Below are 15,693 nucleotides of genomic sequence, written 5' to 3' on the forward strand. Positions count from 1 at the left end.
CTTTCGTCGCTCTGCTGACGTGCTGGCCTCCGACCCTACGCGGGAACGATCAGCGACGGCACGCATCGACCGCCGCGGATCTTCCCCTGCCACCGCCGTTCGTGTTGCCACCACCTCTGTCATATACCCCCGGGGGTACCTCTGCTACGGTGGCCCACATACCCCCGGGGGTAATTCACGAGGGGGATCGAGGAGAGGAGTGTGCTGCCGTGTCCTTCGTCGACACCATCGAGGTGCCCGGACTGGGCAACCGCAGTTATCTGGCGGGCGGGGCGCACGGCGCCGTCGCGGTCGATCCGCCCCGCGACGTCGACCGGGTGCTGGCGGCCGTCGCCCGGCGCGGGGTCAGGCTCACGCAGGTCGTGGAGACGCACGTGCACAACGACTACGTCTCCGGCGGCCTCGAGCTGGCCCGGCTGACCGGGGCCGCGTACGTGGTGCCGGCCGGGGCGCGGGTGGCGTACGAGCGGGTGCCGGTGGCCGACGGGGACGTGCTGGAGATCGAGGCCGGCCTCGCGCTGCGGGCCCTGGCCACCCCCGGGCACACCCCGCACCACACGTCGTACGTCCTGGAGGAGACCGGCCGCGCGGTGGCCGTCTTCACCGGCGGCTCGCTGCTGATCGGCACGGTCGGCAGGCCCGACCTGGTGGAGCCCCGGCTGACCGGCGAGCTGGCGCGGGCGCAGCACGCCTCGGCGCACCGGCTGGCCGCCGAGCTTCCGGACGCGACGGCGGTGCTGCCGACGCACGGCTTCGGCAGCTTCTGCTCGGCCGGGGACGCCGCCGGTCCGGACACCACCATCGGCCGGGAGCGCGCGGTGAACGAGGCACTGGTCAAGGACGTCGACACGTTCGTCGCGGAGCTGCTGGCGGGACTGGACGACGTACCCGCCTACTACGCCCACATGGGCCCGTTGAACTCCGGTGGCCCGGCCCCCGTCGACCTCACGCCGCCGGGCCGGGCGGACGCGGCGGAGATCGCGGCGCGGCTGGCCGCCGGGGAGTGGGTGGTGGACCTGCGCAACCGGGTGGCGTTCGCCGAGGGACACGTCTCGGGCACCCTGAACTTCGAGGCCGACGGGCAGCTCGCCACCTATCTGGCCTGGCTGCTGCCCTGGGGCCGGCCGGTCACGCTGCTCGCCGAGTCGGCGGCCCAGCTCGCCGCCGCTCAGCGGGAGCTGATCCGCGTGGGCATCGACCGCCCGGCCGCGGCCGCCACCGGCGCACCCGAGGCCTGGCTGCGCGCGGGCGAGCGGCCCCGTTCCTTCCCCCGTGCCACCTTCGCGGACCTGGCCGCACGCGGCACGGAGGACGTCGTCGTCCTGGACGTGCGCCGCGACACCGAGCGGGCCGGCGGCCACATACGGGGTTCGGTCCACATACCCCTGCACCAGGTGCGGGAGCGGCTGGGCGAGATACCCGGCGGCACGGTGTGGGTGCACTGCGCGGGCGGGATGCGGGCCGCCGTCGCCGCCTCCCTCCTCGACGCGGCCGGGCGCGATGTGGTGGCCGTGGACGACGGGTTCGCGGCGGCGGGCGCGGCCGGGTTGCCGATGGCCCGGCTCACCCCGGCCGAGGCGCGGGAGCGCACGGACGCGGATGCCGTCCTGCTGGATGTCCGCGAGGCCGGCGAATGGGCGGCCGGACACGCGCCGCGGGCGGTGCACGCCCCGCTGTCCGGGCTGGCGGCCGGGGCTCCGCTGCCGCCGGCCGCCGCGGACCGCCCGCTCGTCGTGATCTGCCACTCGGGCCGGCGCTCGCGGGAGGCGGCGGCGCTGCTGACCGCCCGCGGGCTCGACGCGGTGGACGTCGTGGGCGGGATGACCGCCTGGCGCGCGGCAGGCCTCGCGGTGACCGCCGAGGGCACCGCCGGATGAGCGCGCTCCTGCTCGCCCTCGGCGCCGGGGCCGTCACCGGGCTGGCGCTCGGGGCCCTGGGCGGCGGCGGCAGCGTGCTGGCCGTACCGGCGTTGATCTATCTGCTCGGCTTCAGCCCGGCCGCGGCCACCACCGCGAGCCTGGTCGTCGTCACGGTCACCTCGGCCACCGCACTCGTCGCGCACGCCCGCGAGGGCGCGGTGCGCTGGCGGGCCGGTGCGGTGTTCGCGGCGGCGGGCCTCGGGCCGGCGGCGGTCGGCGGGGTGTTGTCCCGGCATCTTCCGGCGGCGCTGCTGACCGGGGCGTTCGCGCTGCTGGCCGCCGTGGCGGCGGTGCGTATGCTGCGGCCCGCGGCGACCGCGGTCACCGGGCCGGGCCCCGTACGGGCGTCCCGGGTCGCCGGGGCCGGGGCCGGGCTCGGCGCGGTGACCGGGGTGCTCGGGGTGGGCGGCGGGTTCCTCGCCGTGCCGTCCCTGGTGAACGTCGTGGGGCTGCGGATGCGTGCCGCGATCGGCACGAGCCTGCTGGTCATCACGGTCAACTCGCTCACCGCGCTGGCGGCGCGCGCCGGTGCGGCAGCGGGCGTCGACTGGTCGGCCGTGGGGCCCTTCGCCGGGGCCGCGATCCTCGGCGCCTGGGACGGCAGACGGCTCGCGGCCCGCCTCTCCGCGGGCACCCTCCAGCGGCTCTTCGCCTACGCGCTGCTCGCGGTGGCCGCGTTCATGCTGGCCGACGCGGTCAGCTGACGCGCCGAGCGCTCCGCGGGAAGGGCCGCGATATGCCGTCGGTCGGCTGCGGCGCCGTTGTGGCTGGTCCCGCAGTTCCTCCCCCAGCCTTCGGCCGGGGGTGCCCCCAGCGCCCCTTTCGGGGCGCTACCGCTCAGGCAAGCGACAGGAACAGCTTCTCCAGCCGTGCCTTCATCTGCTCGGTCGTCTCACCGTCCGCCCCGCTCCGGGCGGGGTCGATGATGCACTGCTGCAGCCCGGTCGCGATGATCGCGAAGCCCGCCCGGTCCAGGGCGCGCGAGGCGGCGGCGAGCTGGGTGACCACGTCCTCGCAGTCGCGGCCCTCCTCGATCATCTTGATCACGCCGGAGATCTGCCCCTGCGCCCGGCGCAGCCGGTTCAGCACCGACTTGAGCTCGTCGCCCTCGAACTGAAGCTCCACGACCACCACTCCTCACATACCCGTAGGGGTATTTTACCCGCCCCTCGGGCGAACCCGCCGCTCATCACTTCATCACTGCAAGGAAGGATCGCATCCGCCATGACCACTACTCCCCCGAACCCTGGTCTCACCCCGGACCAGGCCCTCGCCCGCCTCCCGGAGCTGACCGTCGTCGACGTCCGCACACCCGGCGAGTACGCCGCCGGCCATGTGCCCGGCGCCCACAACATCCCCCTGGACGCGCTGCACCGGGCCCTGCCCGCGCTCCGGGCCGCGGACGGCGGGATGCTCCTGGTGTGTGCCTCCGGCGCGCGGGCCGAGCGCGCCCGGGCACTCCTCGCCGAACACGGCATCCCGGCGGCCACCCTCACCGGCGGCACGCACGGCTGGGCCGAGCGCGGTCACGAACTGCACCGGCCGCGCGGCGCGTCCCGCGCGACCTGGGCCATGGAGCGCCAGGTGCGGTTCACCGCCGGGGCGGCCGTCCTCGCGGGCCTGGGCCTCGGCCTGCTGCACCCGGCCTGGCTCCTGCTGTCGGCGGGGGTCGCGGGCGGCCTGGTGTTCTCGGCGCTCACCGACACCTGCGGGATGGCCGCGGTCCTCTCGAAGCTGCCCCACAACCGGCCGCGTCCGGCCGACCTCGACGCGACCCTGGCGAAGCTCGGTTCCGCCCGGAGCTGACCGGGCCCCGGTGCCGGGAGCGGCCGTCGTAGCCTGGGCACGTCGGAGGGCGCCGCCCGCCGCCGGACGAGGAGCACCGTGACCGCCCCAGACGCAGTTCCGACGACACCGGGGAAGGAGCCCGCCGTGCTCCGGCTGCTCCTCTCCTATGTACGGCCGCACCGCTGGGCCCTGCTGGCCGGCGCGGCGCTCTCGCTGGTGACGGGTGCGACCGGGCTGCTGCTTCCGCTGGTGGCCCGGGGGTTGATCGACGACCTGTCCCACGACCGTTCCATCACGGCCAAGTTGCTCGCGATGGCGGGTCTGGTGGTCGCCAACGCCGGGGTGGGCGCGCTGGGTTCGTACGTCCTGCGGCGCGCCGGAGAGTCGGTGGTGCTCGGGGCGCGGCGCACCCTGTCGTCGTATCTGCTCAGGCTGCGGATCAGCGCGGTGGACCGCACCGAACCCGGTGACCTGATGGCGCGGATCACTTCGGACACCACCCTGCTGCGCGAGGTCACCACGGACTCGCTGGTCGCACTCGGCACCGAGGGACTCACCCTGCTCGCCACCGTGGTGATGATGGGGGTGGTCGATCCGGTGCTCCTTGCCGTCACCCTCGTCGTGATCGGCGCGGCGGGCACGGTGGTGGGCACGATCGTGCCGCGCATCAACCGGGCGAGCCGCCGGGCGCAGGACGCGGTCGGGGTGATGGGGGCCTCGCTGGAGCGGGTGCTGGGCGCCCTGCGCACGGTGAAGGCGTCCGGCGCCGAACACCGGGAGGAACTCGCCCTGCACGAGGCCGCCGAGGAGTCCTGGCGGCAGAGCGTGCGGGCCGCCAAGTGGTCGGCCGCGGCGGGCAACACGGCGGGGCTGGCGATGCAGCTGGCGTTCATCACCGTGCTCGCGGTGGGCGGGGCGCGGGTGGCGACCGGTGCGATCGGGGTGGGCACGCTGGTGGCGTTCCTGCTCTACGTCTTCTACCTGATGCAGCCGATCCAGCAGGTCGTCGGGGCGATCACCCAGTACCAGACCGGCGCCGGCGCGCTCGCCCGCATCCAGGAGGCGCTCCGGCTGCCCGCCGAACCTCCCTCCCGGCGCGCCGAGTTGCCGTCCGCCGGCGCCGAACCGGCCGCCGTCGCCTTCACCGACGTGCGCTTCCGTTACGCCGACGACCTGCCGTACGTCCACCACGGTGTCACCTTCGACGTGCCCGCGCGGGGCATGACGGCGTTCGTCGGGCCGTCCGGCGCGGGCAAGACCACCGTCTTCTCACTGATCGAGCGGTTCTACGACCCGGAGTCCGGCACGATCGCCGTCGACGGCCGTCCGGTCGCCGACTGGGAACTGCCGCTGCTCCGTTCGGCCATCGGGTATGTCGAGCAGGACGCTCCGGTGCTGTCGGGGTCGCTGAGGGACAACCTGCTCCTCGGCAACCCGGAGGCGGACGAGGACGCGGTCGCGCGGGTGGTGAAGACGACGCGGCTCGACGGCCTGGTCGCCCGGCTGCCGCAGGGGCTGGAGACCCTGGTCGGGCATCGCGGCACCAAGCTGTCGGGCGGGGAGCGCCAACGGGTCGCGATCGCAAGGGCGTTGCTGCGCCGGCCCCGGCTGCTGCTGCTGGACGAGGCCACCTCGCAGCTGGACGCGGTGAACGAGGCGGCGCTCCGGGACACCGTCGCCGATGTCGCACGGTCGACGACGGTGCTGGTGGTCGCCCACCGGCTGTCGACGGTGACCATGGCAGACCGGATCGTCGTCATGGACGCGGGCCGGGTCCGCGCGGTGGGCACGCACCGGGAGCTGGTGGCGGCGGACCCGCTGTACGCGGAGCTGGCGGCGACGCAGTTCCTGGCCTCGGAGCACTGAGAGCGGAGCACCGAGAGCGGGCAACGAGGAGGGCCGCCCCCTGCCGGGACGGCCCTCGGTGTGCGGCGCGGTCAGGCTTCGATGCCCGGCAGCAGCCCCATGGCGGGCGCGGCCAGGTCGGTGACCTGGTGCAGTTCGCCGAGCTTGTGGAGTCCGTTCAGCCCCTGTACCTGCTCCGAGACCTTCGGCATCCTTCCCCGGTACTCCGCCGGGACGTCGCTGCGGGAGACCGAGTCGAGCACGCCGAGCGCGGTGAGCTTCCCGGGGTGCTGCGCGCTCGCGTCGGCCGCGTTCGCCAGCGGCGCGGCGAGGCCGGTGACCCCGACGGCAAGGCCGACGGCGGCGACGATACGTCGTGTTGAGATCATGCCCTCAGCAACGGCCCCGGCGCCGGGCCGGACACGGGCAGCCGGTCCGCCTCACCCGCAAGGCGGAGCGTGCGCCTGCGCTTGCCGAGCCCGGCGGTGCGGGGGACGCTCGATGTGAGGGGCTCGCGCGGTCCGCTCCGCATCGGGTCGCGGGCTCCCGCAGGAGGTCACCATGGGCACCGCGACGGGTTCCACGTTCGACACCGACACGCTGCGCCGGGCCATAGAGGGGAACACCGGGAACAGCCTTCTGGCGCTCTACGCGGACGACGCCGAGATCCGCATCATCGACCGCAACACCCAGCCCAGCCACCCCAAGGTCCTGCACGGCCGCCAGGACATCGCCGCGCTGCTGGACGACGTCTACAGCCGCGACATGACGCACAGGCTGGACCAGTGCATCGTCCAGGGCGACAAGGCCGCCTTCAGCGAGTCCTGCGAGTACGGGGACGGGGTCCGGGTGCTCGCCGAGTCGATGATCACGCTCCGCGACGGCAAGATCGCCGAACAGATCATGATCCAGGCATGGGACGACGAGTAGTCGCAAGGACCGGAAGGGTCCAGGTCAGCTCACGCTTGACCTGGACCTTCTCGGCGCGGGCGACGCTGGGACACGCCCACCGCCCGCGGCCCCGCGCGTGCACCGCGCTGCTGCGGGCGCTGCTGCGGACCGCGCACTGTCGCCGGAGACGCCGAGCGTCTCGGTTACCCTGAACGCGGGCCGTGACTGGCGCTGAGGTGGAGCACCACCGGGGAGCGGTCCGCACTGTCGCTGCCGTGCGCCTGGGCGATCAAGGTCGAACCAGCTCAGGAGCGCCGCATGACCCAGGCTCGCCTCATCGACGGAACCGCCGTCGCCCGCCGAACCGTCGAGGAGACCGCGGAGAAGGCCGCCGACCTCACCACACGGACCGGCGTCACGCCGTGTCTGGCGACCGTGCTGGTCGGCGAGGACCCCGCCTCCGTCACCTACGTCCGGATGAAGCAGAACCGCAGCCGCAAGGCAGGCATCGCCTCCCGGCACGTGGCCCTGCCCGCCACCACGACCACCGCCGAACTCGTGTCCACCCTGCGAGGGTTGTCCGCCGACCCGGCGGTGCACGGCATCCTGCTCCAGCATCCGGTCGGCGAACACATCGACGAGCGGGCCGCGTTCGAGGCGATCGCGCCGGAGAAGGACGTGGACGGCGTGACCTTCGCGTCGTTCGCGACGATGAGCTTCGGCCTGCCGGGCTTCGTCTCCTGCACCCCCGGCGGCATGCTGCGCCTGCTGGACGCGTACGACGTCGACCCGGCAGGGAAGCGTGCGGTGGTCGTCGGCCGCAGCGCGATCCTGGGCAAGCCGGCCGGGATGCTGCTGCTCGCGCGCGACGCCACCGTCACCTACTGCCACTCCCGCACCCGGGACCTGTCCGCGGCCGTCCGCGAGGCGGACATCGTGGTCGCCGCCGTAGGCCGGCCCCGGCTGATCCGGGGCCGGGACATCAAGCCGGGCGCGGTCGTGCTCGACGCCGGCTACAACGAGGGCAACGTCGGTGACGTCGACTTCGGCACCGCCGTCGAGCGCGCCTCGCTGATCACGCCGGTGCCGGGCGGGGTCGGCCCGATGACCATCGCCGTGCTGCTGGAGCAGACGGTGGCGGCCGCCGCCCGGCAGCTCGGGGCATGAGGGTCAGCGCAGCCAGGCGCGGTACTCCATGACGTCCCCGGCCCGCACCCCGTACTCGGGGTCGTCCCGGGTGAACGTGGTCTCCAGACCGAGTACGGCACCGGTGGCCGGGTCCAGGATCAGCATCCGCCGCCCGCCGGTGCCCTCGTCGAGGACGTAGGCCTGCCCGGTGCGGCCCAGCCGGTCGGTGACCTGGCCGGCGGCCCGTAGGCCCTTCGCGTCGGCGAGCAGGTCGGCCAGGGCCGCCGTCTCGCCTGCCCCGAGCGTCCAGTTGTCCAGCAACTCCGTGGTGGCGTCGAGGAGTTCGGACGTGGTGAGGGTGTCGCTGTGGATCAGGTCGGTGAGGTAGGCGCGCAGCTTCGCGGGGTCGTGCGGAGGTGTGGACAGGGGCGGTGCGTCGCCCCACATCGGCGGGAAGGTCTGCCGGCTGAGCACCTTGCCGTCCTCGACCCGGCCCGTGTCGGTCAGGACGGGACGGCCCGCGTGGTCCGGGTCGGTCGCCACGACCACCTCGGTGTGCGTGCCGTCCGCCCGCCACCGCACCACGCGTTCCTCGGGCAGGGTGACCGGCGGCCCGTCGTCGCTCATGGCCAGGCTCCAGGACTGAACATGGGTGCCCTGGCGCAGCGCCGGGGAGCCGTCCGTGGCGGCCACCGCGGCGAGTCTGGCGACCTGGGCGAGCGGTACGGCGGTGGAGTGGGCGCGGACGGTCAGCGGCCGGGGCGCGGCGACGGCCGGGGCGCCCGAGGAGCCGCCGAGCAGCACGGTCAGCGTGGTGGCCGTCACGACGGCGGCCGCGGTCAGCCCCCACAGCAGGCGCGGACGGGCCCAGGCCGGGCGGCCGGGGCGGGGGCTGTGCAGCAGCCGGTTGAGGTGCCGCTCGGCGGTGTGGTCGAGGGGTCCGTCGCCGAAGCGGGGGCCGTCGGCGGGCACCGGGTCGGCGGCGCGCAGCAGGTCGAGTTCGTCAGCCATGGCGGTGTTCCTCGGAAAGGGCCTCGGCGGTGGGCGGGCGCAGTCGGCCGATCTCGGCTCTGAGGCGGCGGCGGGCGCGGTGCAGCCGCATCGCCGCCGCCCGTTGCCCGCAGCCCAGGACGACGGCGACCTCGTCGACGCCGAGCTCCTCCCACGCCGTCAGCCGCAGCACCTCCTGGTCGGCCGGGGACAGCCGGGCGAGTGCGTCGTGCACCCAGGAGCCGGGCCGCTCGCTGTCGGGGCCGGCCGCGAGGTGCCGGCCGTGCGCGGTGTCGTCGTTGCCCAGCCGGTCCACCAGCCGGCGCCGGCGCCCGTATCCGCGTACCGTGTTGGCGAGGCAGTTGCGTGCCACGCCGTACAGCCAGGGCAGCGGGGCCGCCGGCAGGTCGGCGCGGCGGCGCCAGGCCACCGTGAACACCTCCGCCACCACTTCCTCCACCTCGCCGGTCCGCCCGTCCAGTCGCCGCGCGACATAGCGGCTGACCGCCCAGTAGTGCTCGCGATAGGCAGCGGCGAAGATCTCGTCGTTGCTCATGTCCCGTTCTTGTCCGGCACCTCCCCGATCGTCACACCCGTCTCCGTGACGCTCGTCGCATCCGTCCAGTGTGACCGGTGCGGACAGCCCGGACACAGGCGGGGCATGAGGAACCTCAAGTGGCTGACGACCACGGATCACAAGACGATCGGGACGTTGTACCTGGTCACGGCGTTCTCGTTCTTCTGCGTGGGCGGGGTGACGGCCCTGCTGATGCGCGCCGAGCTGGCCCGCCCCGGTCTGCAGATCATGTCGAACGAGCAGTTCAACCAGGCGTTCACGATGCACGGCACGATCATGCTGCTGATGTTCGCGACCCCGCTCTTCGCGGGTTTCGCGAACTGGATCATGCCGCTCCAGATCGGCGCGCCGGACGTGGCCTTCCCCCGCCTTAACATGCTGGCCTACTGGCTCTACCTGCTGGGCTCCACCATCGCGGTCGGCGGCTTCCTCACCCCGCAGGGGGCGGCCGACTTCGGCTGGTTCGCCTACGCCCCGCTCTCGGACGCGGTGCGCACCCCGGGGGCCGGCGCCGACATGTGGATCATGGGCCTGGCCTTCTCCGGCTTCGGGACCATCCTCGGTGCGGTCAACTTCATCACCACGATCATCTGCATGCGTGCGCCGGGCATGACCATGTTCCGCATGCCGATCTTCGTATGGAACGTGCTGCTGACCGCCGTACTGGTCCTGCTCGCCTTCCCGGTCCTGGCGGCGGCCTTGTTCGCCCTGGAGGCAGACCGCAAGTTCGGGGCCCACGTCTTCGACGCGGCCAACGGCGGAGCACTGCTCTGGCAGCACCTGTTCTGGTTCTTCGGCCACCCGGAGGTCTACATCATCGCGCTGCCGTTCTTCGGCATCATCAGCGAGGTGATCCCGGTCTTCTCGCGCAAGCCGATGTTCGGTTACATGGGCCTGGTCGCGGCGACCATCTCGATCGCCGGCCTCTCGGTGACCGTCTGGGCCCACCACATGTACGTCACGGGCGGGGTCCTCCTGCCCTTCTTCTCCTTCATGACCTTCCTGATCGCCGTCCCGACGGGAGTGAAGTTCTTCAACTGGATCGGCACGATGTGGCAGGGCTCGCTGTCCTTCGAGACGCCCATGCTCTGGGCCACGGGCTTCCTCGTGACATTCGTCTTCGGCGGCCTGACCGGCGTGATGCTCGCGTCCCCGCCGATCGACTTCCACATCTCCGACTCGTACTTCGTCGTCGCCCACTTCCACTACGTGGTCTTCGGTACGGTCGTCTTCGCGATGTTCGCCGGATTCCACTTCTGGTGGCCCAAGTTCACCGGCAAGATGCTGGACGAACGCCTCGGCAAGATCACTTTCTGGACCCTGTTCGTCGGCTTCCACGGCACGTTCCTGGTCCAGCACTGGCTGGGCGCCGAGGGTATGCAGCGCCGGATCCCCGACTACCTGGCGGTGGAGGGGTTCGCCACCCTCAACACGGTCTCGACGATCTTCTCGTTCCTGCTGGGCTCGTCGCTGCTCCCGTTCTTCTACAACGTCTGGAAGACGGCCAAGTACGGGGAGAAGGTCGAGTCGGACGACCCGTGGGGCTACGGCCGCTCCCTGGAGTGGGCGACGTCGTGCCCGCCGCCGCGCCACAACTTCGTCTCCCTGCCCCCGATCCGCAGCGAGTCCCCGGCGTTCGACCTGCACCATGCCGCCGTGGAGCGGGAGCTGACCACGCGATGACGGCACGGGAGGAGGAACGGGCACTGGTCGCCCAGGTGGAGGGCCATCTGCTGCTGGCGGCGACCAGGGAGGAGGCCCGGAGGGCGGCGGCTCGGCTCGCGGACCGCTTCGGATGGCTCACGGACACCCAGCGAGCCGACCTTGAGCGGCATTTCGAGACCGCGTACGTGGCCATGGCCCGCAGATCCTGGCAGCGCACGGCGCAACGCGCGGAGACACTGAGGCAGGAGTACGAGCAGAGATACCGGGCGCTACGCCTGCGACTCGTCGTCGGCTCCGTCCTCGCCTGTGCTCTCTTTGCGTCAACGGCCCTGATCTCACTGTCGGCCTGAGGGATGACGCGCCCCCGCAGGGGCGCGGGGAACTGCGCGACCAGCCACAGCCCACCCGCGCCCGACGGACTACCGGCTCAACTCCTGCTCCACTGCTGGTTGCTCCCGCCATTGCAGGACCACAGCACCAGCGACGACCCGTTGCCGGTGGCCGCCCCGTACACATCCAGGCACAACCCGGCGTTCACGTTCGTGATCGTCCCGTCCGAGTTCACGTTCCACTTCTGGTTGTCCTGCCCGTTGCAGTCCCAGATCACGGCCTTGGTGCCGTTGGTGGTGCCCTGGTTGTACGCGTCCAGGCACTTGTTGCCGTACACCACGAACTCCTTGCGGGAGGTGTACGTCCAGGCCTGGTTCTGGCCGCCGTTGCAGTCCCAGATCTCCGCCTGGGTGCCGTTGGTGATGGTGTTGTTGTAGATGTCGGCGCAGCGGCCGGACTGCCCGCCCACGAGAAGGCTGCCGTTGGTGCCGGGGATCGGACTGACCGCGATCGAGCCGAGCGCGGGCAGCGAACTCCCCGTGAAGGTGAGTGAGTTGGCCGACCCCTTGCTCAGGTCGACCTGTACGGACACGGTCCCCTGCGAGGACCCGGTCGGCGGGAACGACACCGTCGTGGCCGTCTGGCCGTTGACCTGGAGGGTGCCGGTGACGGCGGTCGAGCCGGTGTTGGTGTAGGCGACGTCGACGACGTCCAGGCCGGTGCTCGCGGCGCTGACGCCGGTGTACTTGCCGGTGGCGGACGCGCTGTAGCTCGTACCCGCCGCCTCCGTACCGCCGCTCACCTTCAGCATGACCGAGCCGCCGGCCGGGACGACGGCGGTGTAACTCGTCGCGTACGAGCCGAGGTTCGACTGCGCCCACAGGTCCCGGACGGTCGCCGAGGCGCTGGTCAGGCCGAGGTCGGACCAGCGGGCGGTGATGTTCGCGGCGGAGGAGGTGCGGTTGAGCAGCACGACCGCGCGGTTGCCGGTGCCGGCCAGGACCTTGCTGTAGACCTGCAGACCGGTGGTGTCCTCGGCGACCTTGACGCCCTGGAGGCCGCGCGGGTCCTGGTCGACGGCGACGACGTCCGAGTTCTTGAGTATGGCGGCCGTCTCGCTGGTCATGGTGGTGAGGTCGTTGCCCGCGAGCAGCGGGGCTCCGGAGATCGCCCACAGGGCCATGTGGGTGCGGTTCTGGGCTGCCGTGAGGCCGGACATGCCGACGGTGAGCATGTCGGGGTCGTTGTAGTAGCCGGTGTGCTGGGCGGCCGGGTGCAGGGTCTGGTCGAAGTTGGACAGCACCGCCGACTGCGACGCCGTGCCGCCGTAGTAGTAGATGTCCGTGCTGGTCCGCCACATGGGGGCGAGGCCCGTCGCCCAGTTCCAGGTGTTCTGGTAGCCCCAGTTGCAGATGGAGAGGGTCAGCGGGCGGCCGGTGGTGGCCGCGGCCGTGGCGACGGCCGAGCTGATCGACTTGTACGTGGTGGCCGCGTCCAGCCCCTCGGCGTCGCCACCGCACCAGTCGACCTTCACGAAGTCGAAGCCCCATGTCGAGAACTGGAGCATGTCCTGGGCGTAGTGCCCCTCGCTGCCGGTGTTGGCGGCGGCGGGGCGGCCGGTCGGGTAGTAGTAGCCGCAGCCGTTGGCGCCCGCGTCGGTGTAGATGCCGGCCTTCAGGCCCTTGCTGTGGATGTAGTCGGCGATGGCGCTCATGCCGCCGGGCCACTCACTGGTGTCGACGGTGATGTTGCCGGCGCTGTCCCGGGTACCCTGCCACCAGCCCTCGTCGATGTTGATGTACTTGTAGCCGGCGGCCGGGAGCCCGGCCGCGACGAAGGCGTCGACCTGCGCCTTGATGACGTCGTAGTCGATCTTCGCCGCGAAGCTGTTCCAGGAGGCCCAGCCCATCGGGGCGGTGGGCACCGAGACCTGCGCGACCGTCGCCGCCTGGGCCGGCCCCGGGGTGGCGAAGAGGAGCGCGGCCGCGGCCGTCAGGGTCAGGGCGAGGGTGCGTACGGCAGCGGCCCACAGGTGTCGTACGAGACCGCTGCCGGTCGATCTGGGCGGGGGGTACATGCGGCTCCTCCACGGGGGTGCACGAGGGGATACGGCTCACGCATGTTCGGAGTATCGAACGCAGATCGGTGACCCGAACATGTCAGCGCGCCGACCGTAGAGCCGCCGGAGGGTGAAGTCAACGGCTGGGACAGGCGTTAAGTCGCCCTCCCCTTCGCGTCGTTCACCCCACGAGGACGCACGCGCCGCCATACTTCCGGTCGTGCGCGCAGCATCACGACGGCGGGCTCACGGGGCGACGTGACCCCCTTAGCCCAAGCGGCCGGGGCGCTGGACGAGCCGGCCTACCAGGCGCCGGGAGGCGCGGGGCACCTCCGGCCGAAGGCCGGGGGGAGGAACTGCGCGACCAGCCGCAACGCCGCCGTAGAACGACCCCCACGCGCCTCACCCCTTGGGCGTCCACCCCTCCGGCCGCAGGATCCCCACCAGCAGCCGCACCAGTTCCTCCACGACCTCGTCCAGGCTCGCCTCCACCCACCCCGCACTCCAGTCGTGCAGCAACCCGTTCACGCTGCCGATGAACGCCGTCGCGGCCAACCGGTAGTCCCGCGGCGCCGCATCCCCCCGTGCGACCGCCGCGTTCGCCTCGGTGCATATCAGCTCCACCCAGCGCGCCCGCCGCGCCAGCCGCTGCTCCTCCAGCCGCGGGCTGACCCCGATGATCTCCACGAAGGCGATGCGGATGCGCCGCGGGTCCGACGTGACGTCACGGGCGTACGCCCGGAACAGCACCGTCACCCGCTCCACCAACGGCAACGGTTCCGCCTCGGCGAACGCATCGGCCACCGCCCGCTCCGCCCACCCGTTGACCTCCAGGTGCAACGCGGCGAGCACATCCTCCAGGGTCTGGAACTCCTCGTAGAACTGACGGGTCGACAAGCCCGCCGCCTGGCTCAGTGCCGCGACGGTCGTGGCGCGGAACCCCGGTGACTCGCCGAAGAGTTGGAGCGCCGCCTCCAGGAAGCGCCGGCGCCGGTCGGCCTTGCGCTCCTCGGCGGACCGGCCGCCGTAGCGACCTGTCGGTGCCTTGATCCTGCCCGCCAAGACTGCCCCCTCCGTCGACCGCCCGTTGGCCAATTTTCTCGCGTACGCCTCTTGTGGAGTCCTCCACCCCTTCCTTACTTTTCAGTAAGTTCATTTTGAACGCGCCCGTGTTCAGATTTCGTGACCCTGTGCCCGCACGCGCGCGTCCCCACCCCCCAGAGGAGAGAGCAGTCATGCCTGCTTTCAGACCCAGGCACCTTTGCTCCGTAGCCGCCGCCCTCGTCCTGACCGTCGCCGCGCCCGCGACCGCCGCCACCGCCGCGGCCGACGCCTCCCTGCGCGAGGTGCTGTTCGTCGGCAATAACTGGGACGGCACCGCGACCGTCCTGAACTCGTCCGGCGACTTCGCGAAGGTCGGCCAGATCAACGTCATCCCCGACAAGGACGCGCGGATCGCCGAGATCAACGCCGACCCCATCAAGTGGATCTACTACACGTCGATCCGCAACGAGGTCGGCCAGGGCCACGACCAGTACGTGGACGACATGTACTCCACGCCGGACGGGAAGTCCGTGGTCGTCTCCCGGCCGAGCTTCGCCGACGTCGTCTCCATCGACCTCGCCACCGACACGATCAACTGGCGGTTCCCGGTGGCCGGTTACCGCGCCGACCACATGGCCGTCTCGCCCGACGGCACGAAGGTCGCGGTGTCGGCGTCCACCGCGAACAAGGTCCAGGTGCTGGACATCGACACCGGTAAGGAGCTGGGCGAGTTCGCCACCGGCGACAAGCCGCACGAGAACGTCTTCAGCCCCGACGGCAAGTACATCTGGAACATGTCGATCGGCGAGGTCACCACCTCGCTCGACGACCCGATCTGGGACTGGACCAAGGGCGACCGCCACATCACCGTCGCGGACGCCACCACCTACAAGCAGGTCAAGACCATCGACATGCGCGCCCGGCTGGACGCGATCGGCCTGACGGACTTCTCGGACGCGGTACGGCCCGCGGCCTTCACGCCCGACTGGTCGAAGATGTACTTCCAGGTGTCGTTCTTCAACGGCTTCCTGGAGTACGACATCGCCAGCGACAAGATCACCCGGGTGAAGACCCTGCCGGCGAACCCGGCGACCAGCACCGACCGCACCACCTGGCTGCTGGACTCGCGCCACCACGGCATCTCGATGAAGCCGGACGGCACCAAGCTGTGCGTCGCCGGGACGATGGACAACTACGCAACGATCGTCGACCGGGCCACCCTGCAGGAGGGGCCGCTCATCACGGCGTCCACGCCGTACTGGGCCACGGTCAGCGGTGACGGCAAGGACTGCGTCATCTCGGAGAGCGGCGCCGACCAGGTGACCGCGATCGACTTCGGCACCGGTCAGAAGGTGACGTCAGTGCCCGTGGGCGACCACCCGCAGCGCGTCCGGCTCGGCCATGTGCAGGCCGGCTGGGCTGGTGCGTCCGGCAGTTGAGAGGCCGTCAGGACCTTC

General features: G+C 71.9%; 15 protein-coding genes and 1 riboswitch. Of the genes, 9 read left to right on the forward strand and 6 right to left on the reverse strand.

The window, feature by feature from the left end; genetic code table 11:
- Positions 1 to 209: 209 nt before the first annotated feature.
- Together ACFY6U_RS08785 and ACFY6U_RS08790 are read left to right on the forward strand one after the other, a co-directional pair.
- Positions 210 to 1,877 (forward strand): rhodanese-like domain-containing protein, encoded by a 1,668-nt coding sequence (locus tag ACFY6U_RS08785; protein WP_390036050.1) that lies wholly within the window; start codon positions 210 to 212, stop codon positions 1,875 to 1,877.
- Positions 1,874 to 2,623 carry a sulfite exporter TauE/SafE family protein gene (locus tag ACFY6U_RS08790; RefSeq protein ID WP_390036052.1) on the forward strand — a complete coding sequence of 250 codons (750 nt, stop codon included), beginning with the start codon at positions 1,874 to 1,876 and terminating at the stop codon, positions 2,621 to 2,623. The genes ACFY6U_RS08785 and ACFY6U_RS08790 overlap by 4 nt, the downstream gene beginning before the upstream one ends.
- A 133-nt stretch (positions 2,624 to 2,756) precedes the next feature.
- Here ACFY6U_RS08790 and ACFY6U_RS08795 read toward each other — a convergent pair whose 3' ends face one another.
- Positions 2,757 to 3,044 carry a metal-sensitive transcriptional regulator gene (locus ACFY6U_RS08795; protein ID WP_293991319.1) on the reverse strand — a complete coding sequence of 96 codons (288 nt, stop codon included), beginning with the start codon at positions 3,042 to 3,044 and terminating at the stop codon, positions 2,757 to 2,759.
- A gap of 99 nt (positions 3,045 to 3,143) precedes the next feature.
- Here ACFY6U_RS08795 and ACFY6U_RS08800 point away from each other — a divergent pair, with 99 nt between their 5' ends.
- Positions 3,144 to 3,725, forward strand: coding sequence for a rhodanese-like domain-containing protein (locus tag ACFY6U_RS08800; protein WP_390036054.1), 582 nt, complete (start codon positions 3,144 to 3,146; stop codon positions 3,723 to 3,725).
- Between the two features lie 126 nt (positions 3,726 to 3,851).
- Positions 3,852 to 5,573 carry an ABC transporter ATP-binding protein gene (locus ACFY6U_RS08805; RefSeq protein WP_390036057.1) on the forward strand — a complete coding sequence of 574 codons (1,722 nt, stop codon included), beginning with the start codon at positions 3,852 to 3,854 and terminating at the stop codon, positions 5,571 to 5,573.
- A 71-nt stretch (positions 5,574 to 5,644) separates the two neighbouring features.
- On the opposite strand, the gene ACFY6U_RS08810 is transcribed toward ACFY6U_RS08805, so the two are convergent.
- Positions 5,645 to 5,941 (reverse strand): hypothetical protein, encoded by a 297-nt coding sequence (locus ACFY6U_RS08810; RefSeq protein ID WP_390036059.1) that lies wholly within the window; start codon positions 5,939 to 5,941, stop codon positions 5,645 to 5,647.
- Between the two features lie 172 nt (positions 5,942 to 6,113).
- On the opposite strand from ACFY6U_RS08810, the gene ACFY6U_RS08815 reads away from it, so the two are divergent.
- Positions 6,114 to 6,482, forward strand: coding sequence for a nuclear transport factor 2 family protein (locus ACFY6U_RS08815; RefSeq protein ID WP_390036060.1), 369 nt, complete (start codon positions 6,114 to 6,116; stop codon positions 6,480 to 6,482).
- Between the two features lie 172 nt (positions 6,483 to 6,654).
- Positions 6,655 to 6,737: riboswitch (ZMP/ZTP riboswitch) on the forward strand.
- A 24-nt stretch (positions 6,738 to 6,761) separates the two neighbouring features.
- Complete coding sequence (locus ACFY6U_RS08820; protein ID WP_390036062.1) at positions 6,762 to 7,610, forward strand: bifunctional 5,10-methylenetetrahydrofolate dehydrogenase/5,10-methenyltetrahydrofolate cyclohydrolase; 849 nt, start codon at positions 6,762 to 6,764, stop codon at positions 7,608 to 7,610.
- A gap of 3 nt (positions 7,611 to 7,613) precedes the next feature.
- Here ACFY6U_RS08820 and ACFY6U_RS08825 read toward each other — a convergent pair whose 3' ends face one another.
- Both ACFY6U_RS08825 and ACFY6U_RS08830 read right to left on the reverse strand, forming a co-directional pair.
- On the reverse strand, positions 7,614 to 8,582 hold the full coding sequence (locus ACFY6U_RS08825; protein ID WP_390036064.1) for a CU044_5270 family protein: 969 nt from the start codon (positions 8,580 to 8,582) through the stop codon (positions 7,614 to 7,616).
- Positions 8,575 to 9,117 (reverse strand): RNA polymerase sigma factor, encoded by a 543-nt coding sequence (locus ACFY6U_RS08830; RefSeq protein ID WP_390036066.1) that lies wholly within the window; start codon positions 9,115 to 9,117, stop codon positions 8,575 to 8,577. The genes ACFY6U_RS08825 and ACFY6U_RS08830 overlap by 8 nt, the downstream gene beginning before the upstream one ends.
- A 105-nt stretch (positions 9,118 to 9,222) precedes the next feature.
- On the opposite strand from ACFY6U_RS08830, the gene ctaD reads away from it, so the two are divergent.
- Positions 9,223 to 10,821 (forward strand): cytochrome c oxidase subunit I, encoded by a 1,599-nt coding sequence (gene ctaD / locus ACFY6U_RS08835; protein WP_390036067.1) that lies wholly within the window; start codon positions 9,223 to 9,225, stop codon positions 10,819 to 10,821.
- A complete protein-coding gene (locus ACFY6U_RS08840) occupies positions 10,818 to 11,153 on the forward strand; it encodes a hypothetical protein (RefSeq protein ID WP_390036069.1) in 336 nt (111 codons plus the stop codon). Before ctaD ends, ACFY6U_RS08840 begins: the two co-directional genes overlap by 4 nt.
- 77 nt (positions 11,154 to 11,230) lie before the next feature.
- Here ACFY6U_RS08840 and ACFY6U_RS08845 read toward each other — a convergent pair whose 3' ends face one another.
- Both ACFY6U_RS08845 and ACFY6U_RS08850 read right to left on the reverse strand, forming a co-directional pair.
- Positions 11,231 to 13,210: a ricin-type beta-trefoil lectin domain protein gene (locus ACFY6U_RS08845; protein WP_390036071.1), complete on the reverse strand. Its 1,980-nt coding sequence runs from the start codon at positions 13,208 to 13,210 to the stop codon at positions 11,231 to 11,233.
- 384 nt (positions 13,211 to 13,594) lie between these two features.
- Positions 13,595 to 14,254, reverse strand: coding sequence for a TetR/AcrR family transcriptional regulator (locus tag ACFY6U_RS08850; protein ID WP_390036073.1), 660 nt, complete (start codon positions 14,252 to 14,254; stop codon positions 13,595 to 13,597).
- Positions 14,255 to 14,427: 173 nt separating this feature from the next.
- Between ACFY6U_RS08850 and ACFY6U_RS08855 the strand changes: the two genes are divergently transcribed.
- Positions 14,428 to 15,675: a YncE family protein gene (locus ACFY6U_RS08855; protein ID WP_390036075.1), complete on the forward strand. Its 1,248-nt coding sequence runs from the start codon at positions 14,428 to 14,430 to the stop codon at positions 15,673 to 15,675.
- Positions 15,676 to 15,693: the final 18 nt, after the last annotated feature.

Source organism: Streptomyces sp. NPDC013157 (assembly GCF_042899865.1).
Lineage (GTDB): Bacteria > Actinomycetota > Actinomycetes > Streptomycetales > Streptomycetaceae > Streptomyces.

What these genes read in the sequence shown, in the direction of transcription:
- ACFY6U_RS08840 (WP_390036069.1), top strand. Translation starts at nt 10,818, where the DNA reads ATGACGGCACGGGAGGAGGAACGGGCACTGGTCGCCCAGGTGGAGGGC.
- ACFY6U_RS08855 (WP_390036075.1), top strand. Translation starts at nt 14,428, where the DNA reads ATGCCTGCTTTCAGACCCAGGCACCTTTGCTCCGTAGCCGCCGCCCTC.
- ACFY6U_RS08820 (WP_390036062.1), top strand. Translation starts at nt 6,762, where the DNA reads ATGACCCAGGCTCGCCTCATCGACGGAACCGCCGTCGCCCGCCGAACC.
- ACFY6U_RS08825 (WP_390036064.1), bottom strand. Translation starts at nt 8,582, where the DNA reads ATGGCTGACGAACTCGACCTGCTGCGCGCCGCCGACCCGGTGCCCGCC.
- ACFY6U_RS08790 (WP_390036052.1), top strand. Translation starts at nt 1,874, where the DNA reads ATGAGCGCGCTCCTGCTCGCCCTCGGCGCCGGGGCCGTCACCGGGCTG.
- ACFY6U_RS08845 (WP_390036071.1), bottom strand. Translation starts at nt 13,210, where the DNA reads ATGTACCCCCCGCCCAGATCGACCGGCAGCGGTCTCGTACGACACCTG.
- ACFY6U_RS08810 (WP_390036059.1), bottom strand. Translation starts at nt 5,941, where the DNA reads ATGATCTCAACACGACGTATCGTCGCCGCCGTCGGCCTTGCCGTCGGG.
- ACFY6U_RS08815 (WP_390036060.1), top strand. Translation starts at nt 6,114, where the DNA reads ATGGGCACCGCGACGGGTTCCACGTTCGACACCGACACGCTGCGCCGG.
- ctaD (WP_390036067.1), top strand. Translation starts at nt 9,223, where the DNA reads ATGAGGAACCTCAAGTGGCTGACGACCACGGATCACAAGACGATCGGG.
- ACFY6U_RS08830 (WP_390036066.1), bottom strand. Translation starts at nt 9,117, where the DNA reads ATGAGCAACGACGAGATCTTCGCCGCTGCCTATCGCGAGCACTACTGG.
- ACFY6U_RS08800 (WP_390036054.1), top strand. Translation starts at nt 3,144, where the DNA reads ATGACCACTACTCCCCCGAACCCTGGTCTCACCCCGGACCAGGCCCTC.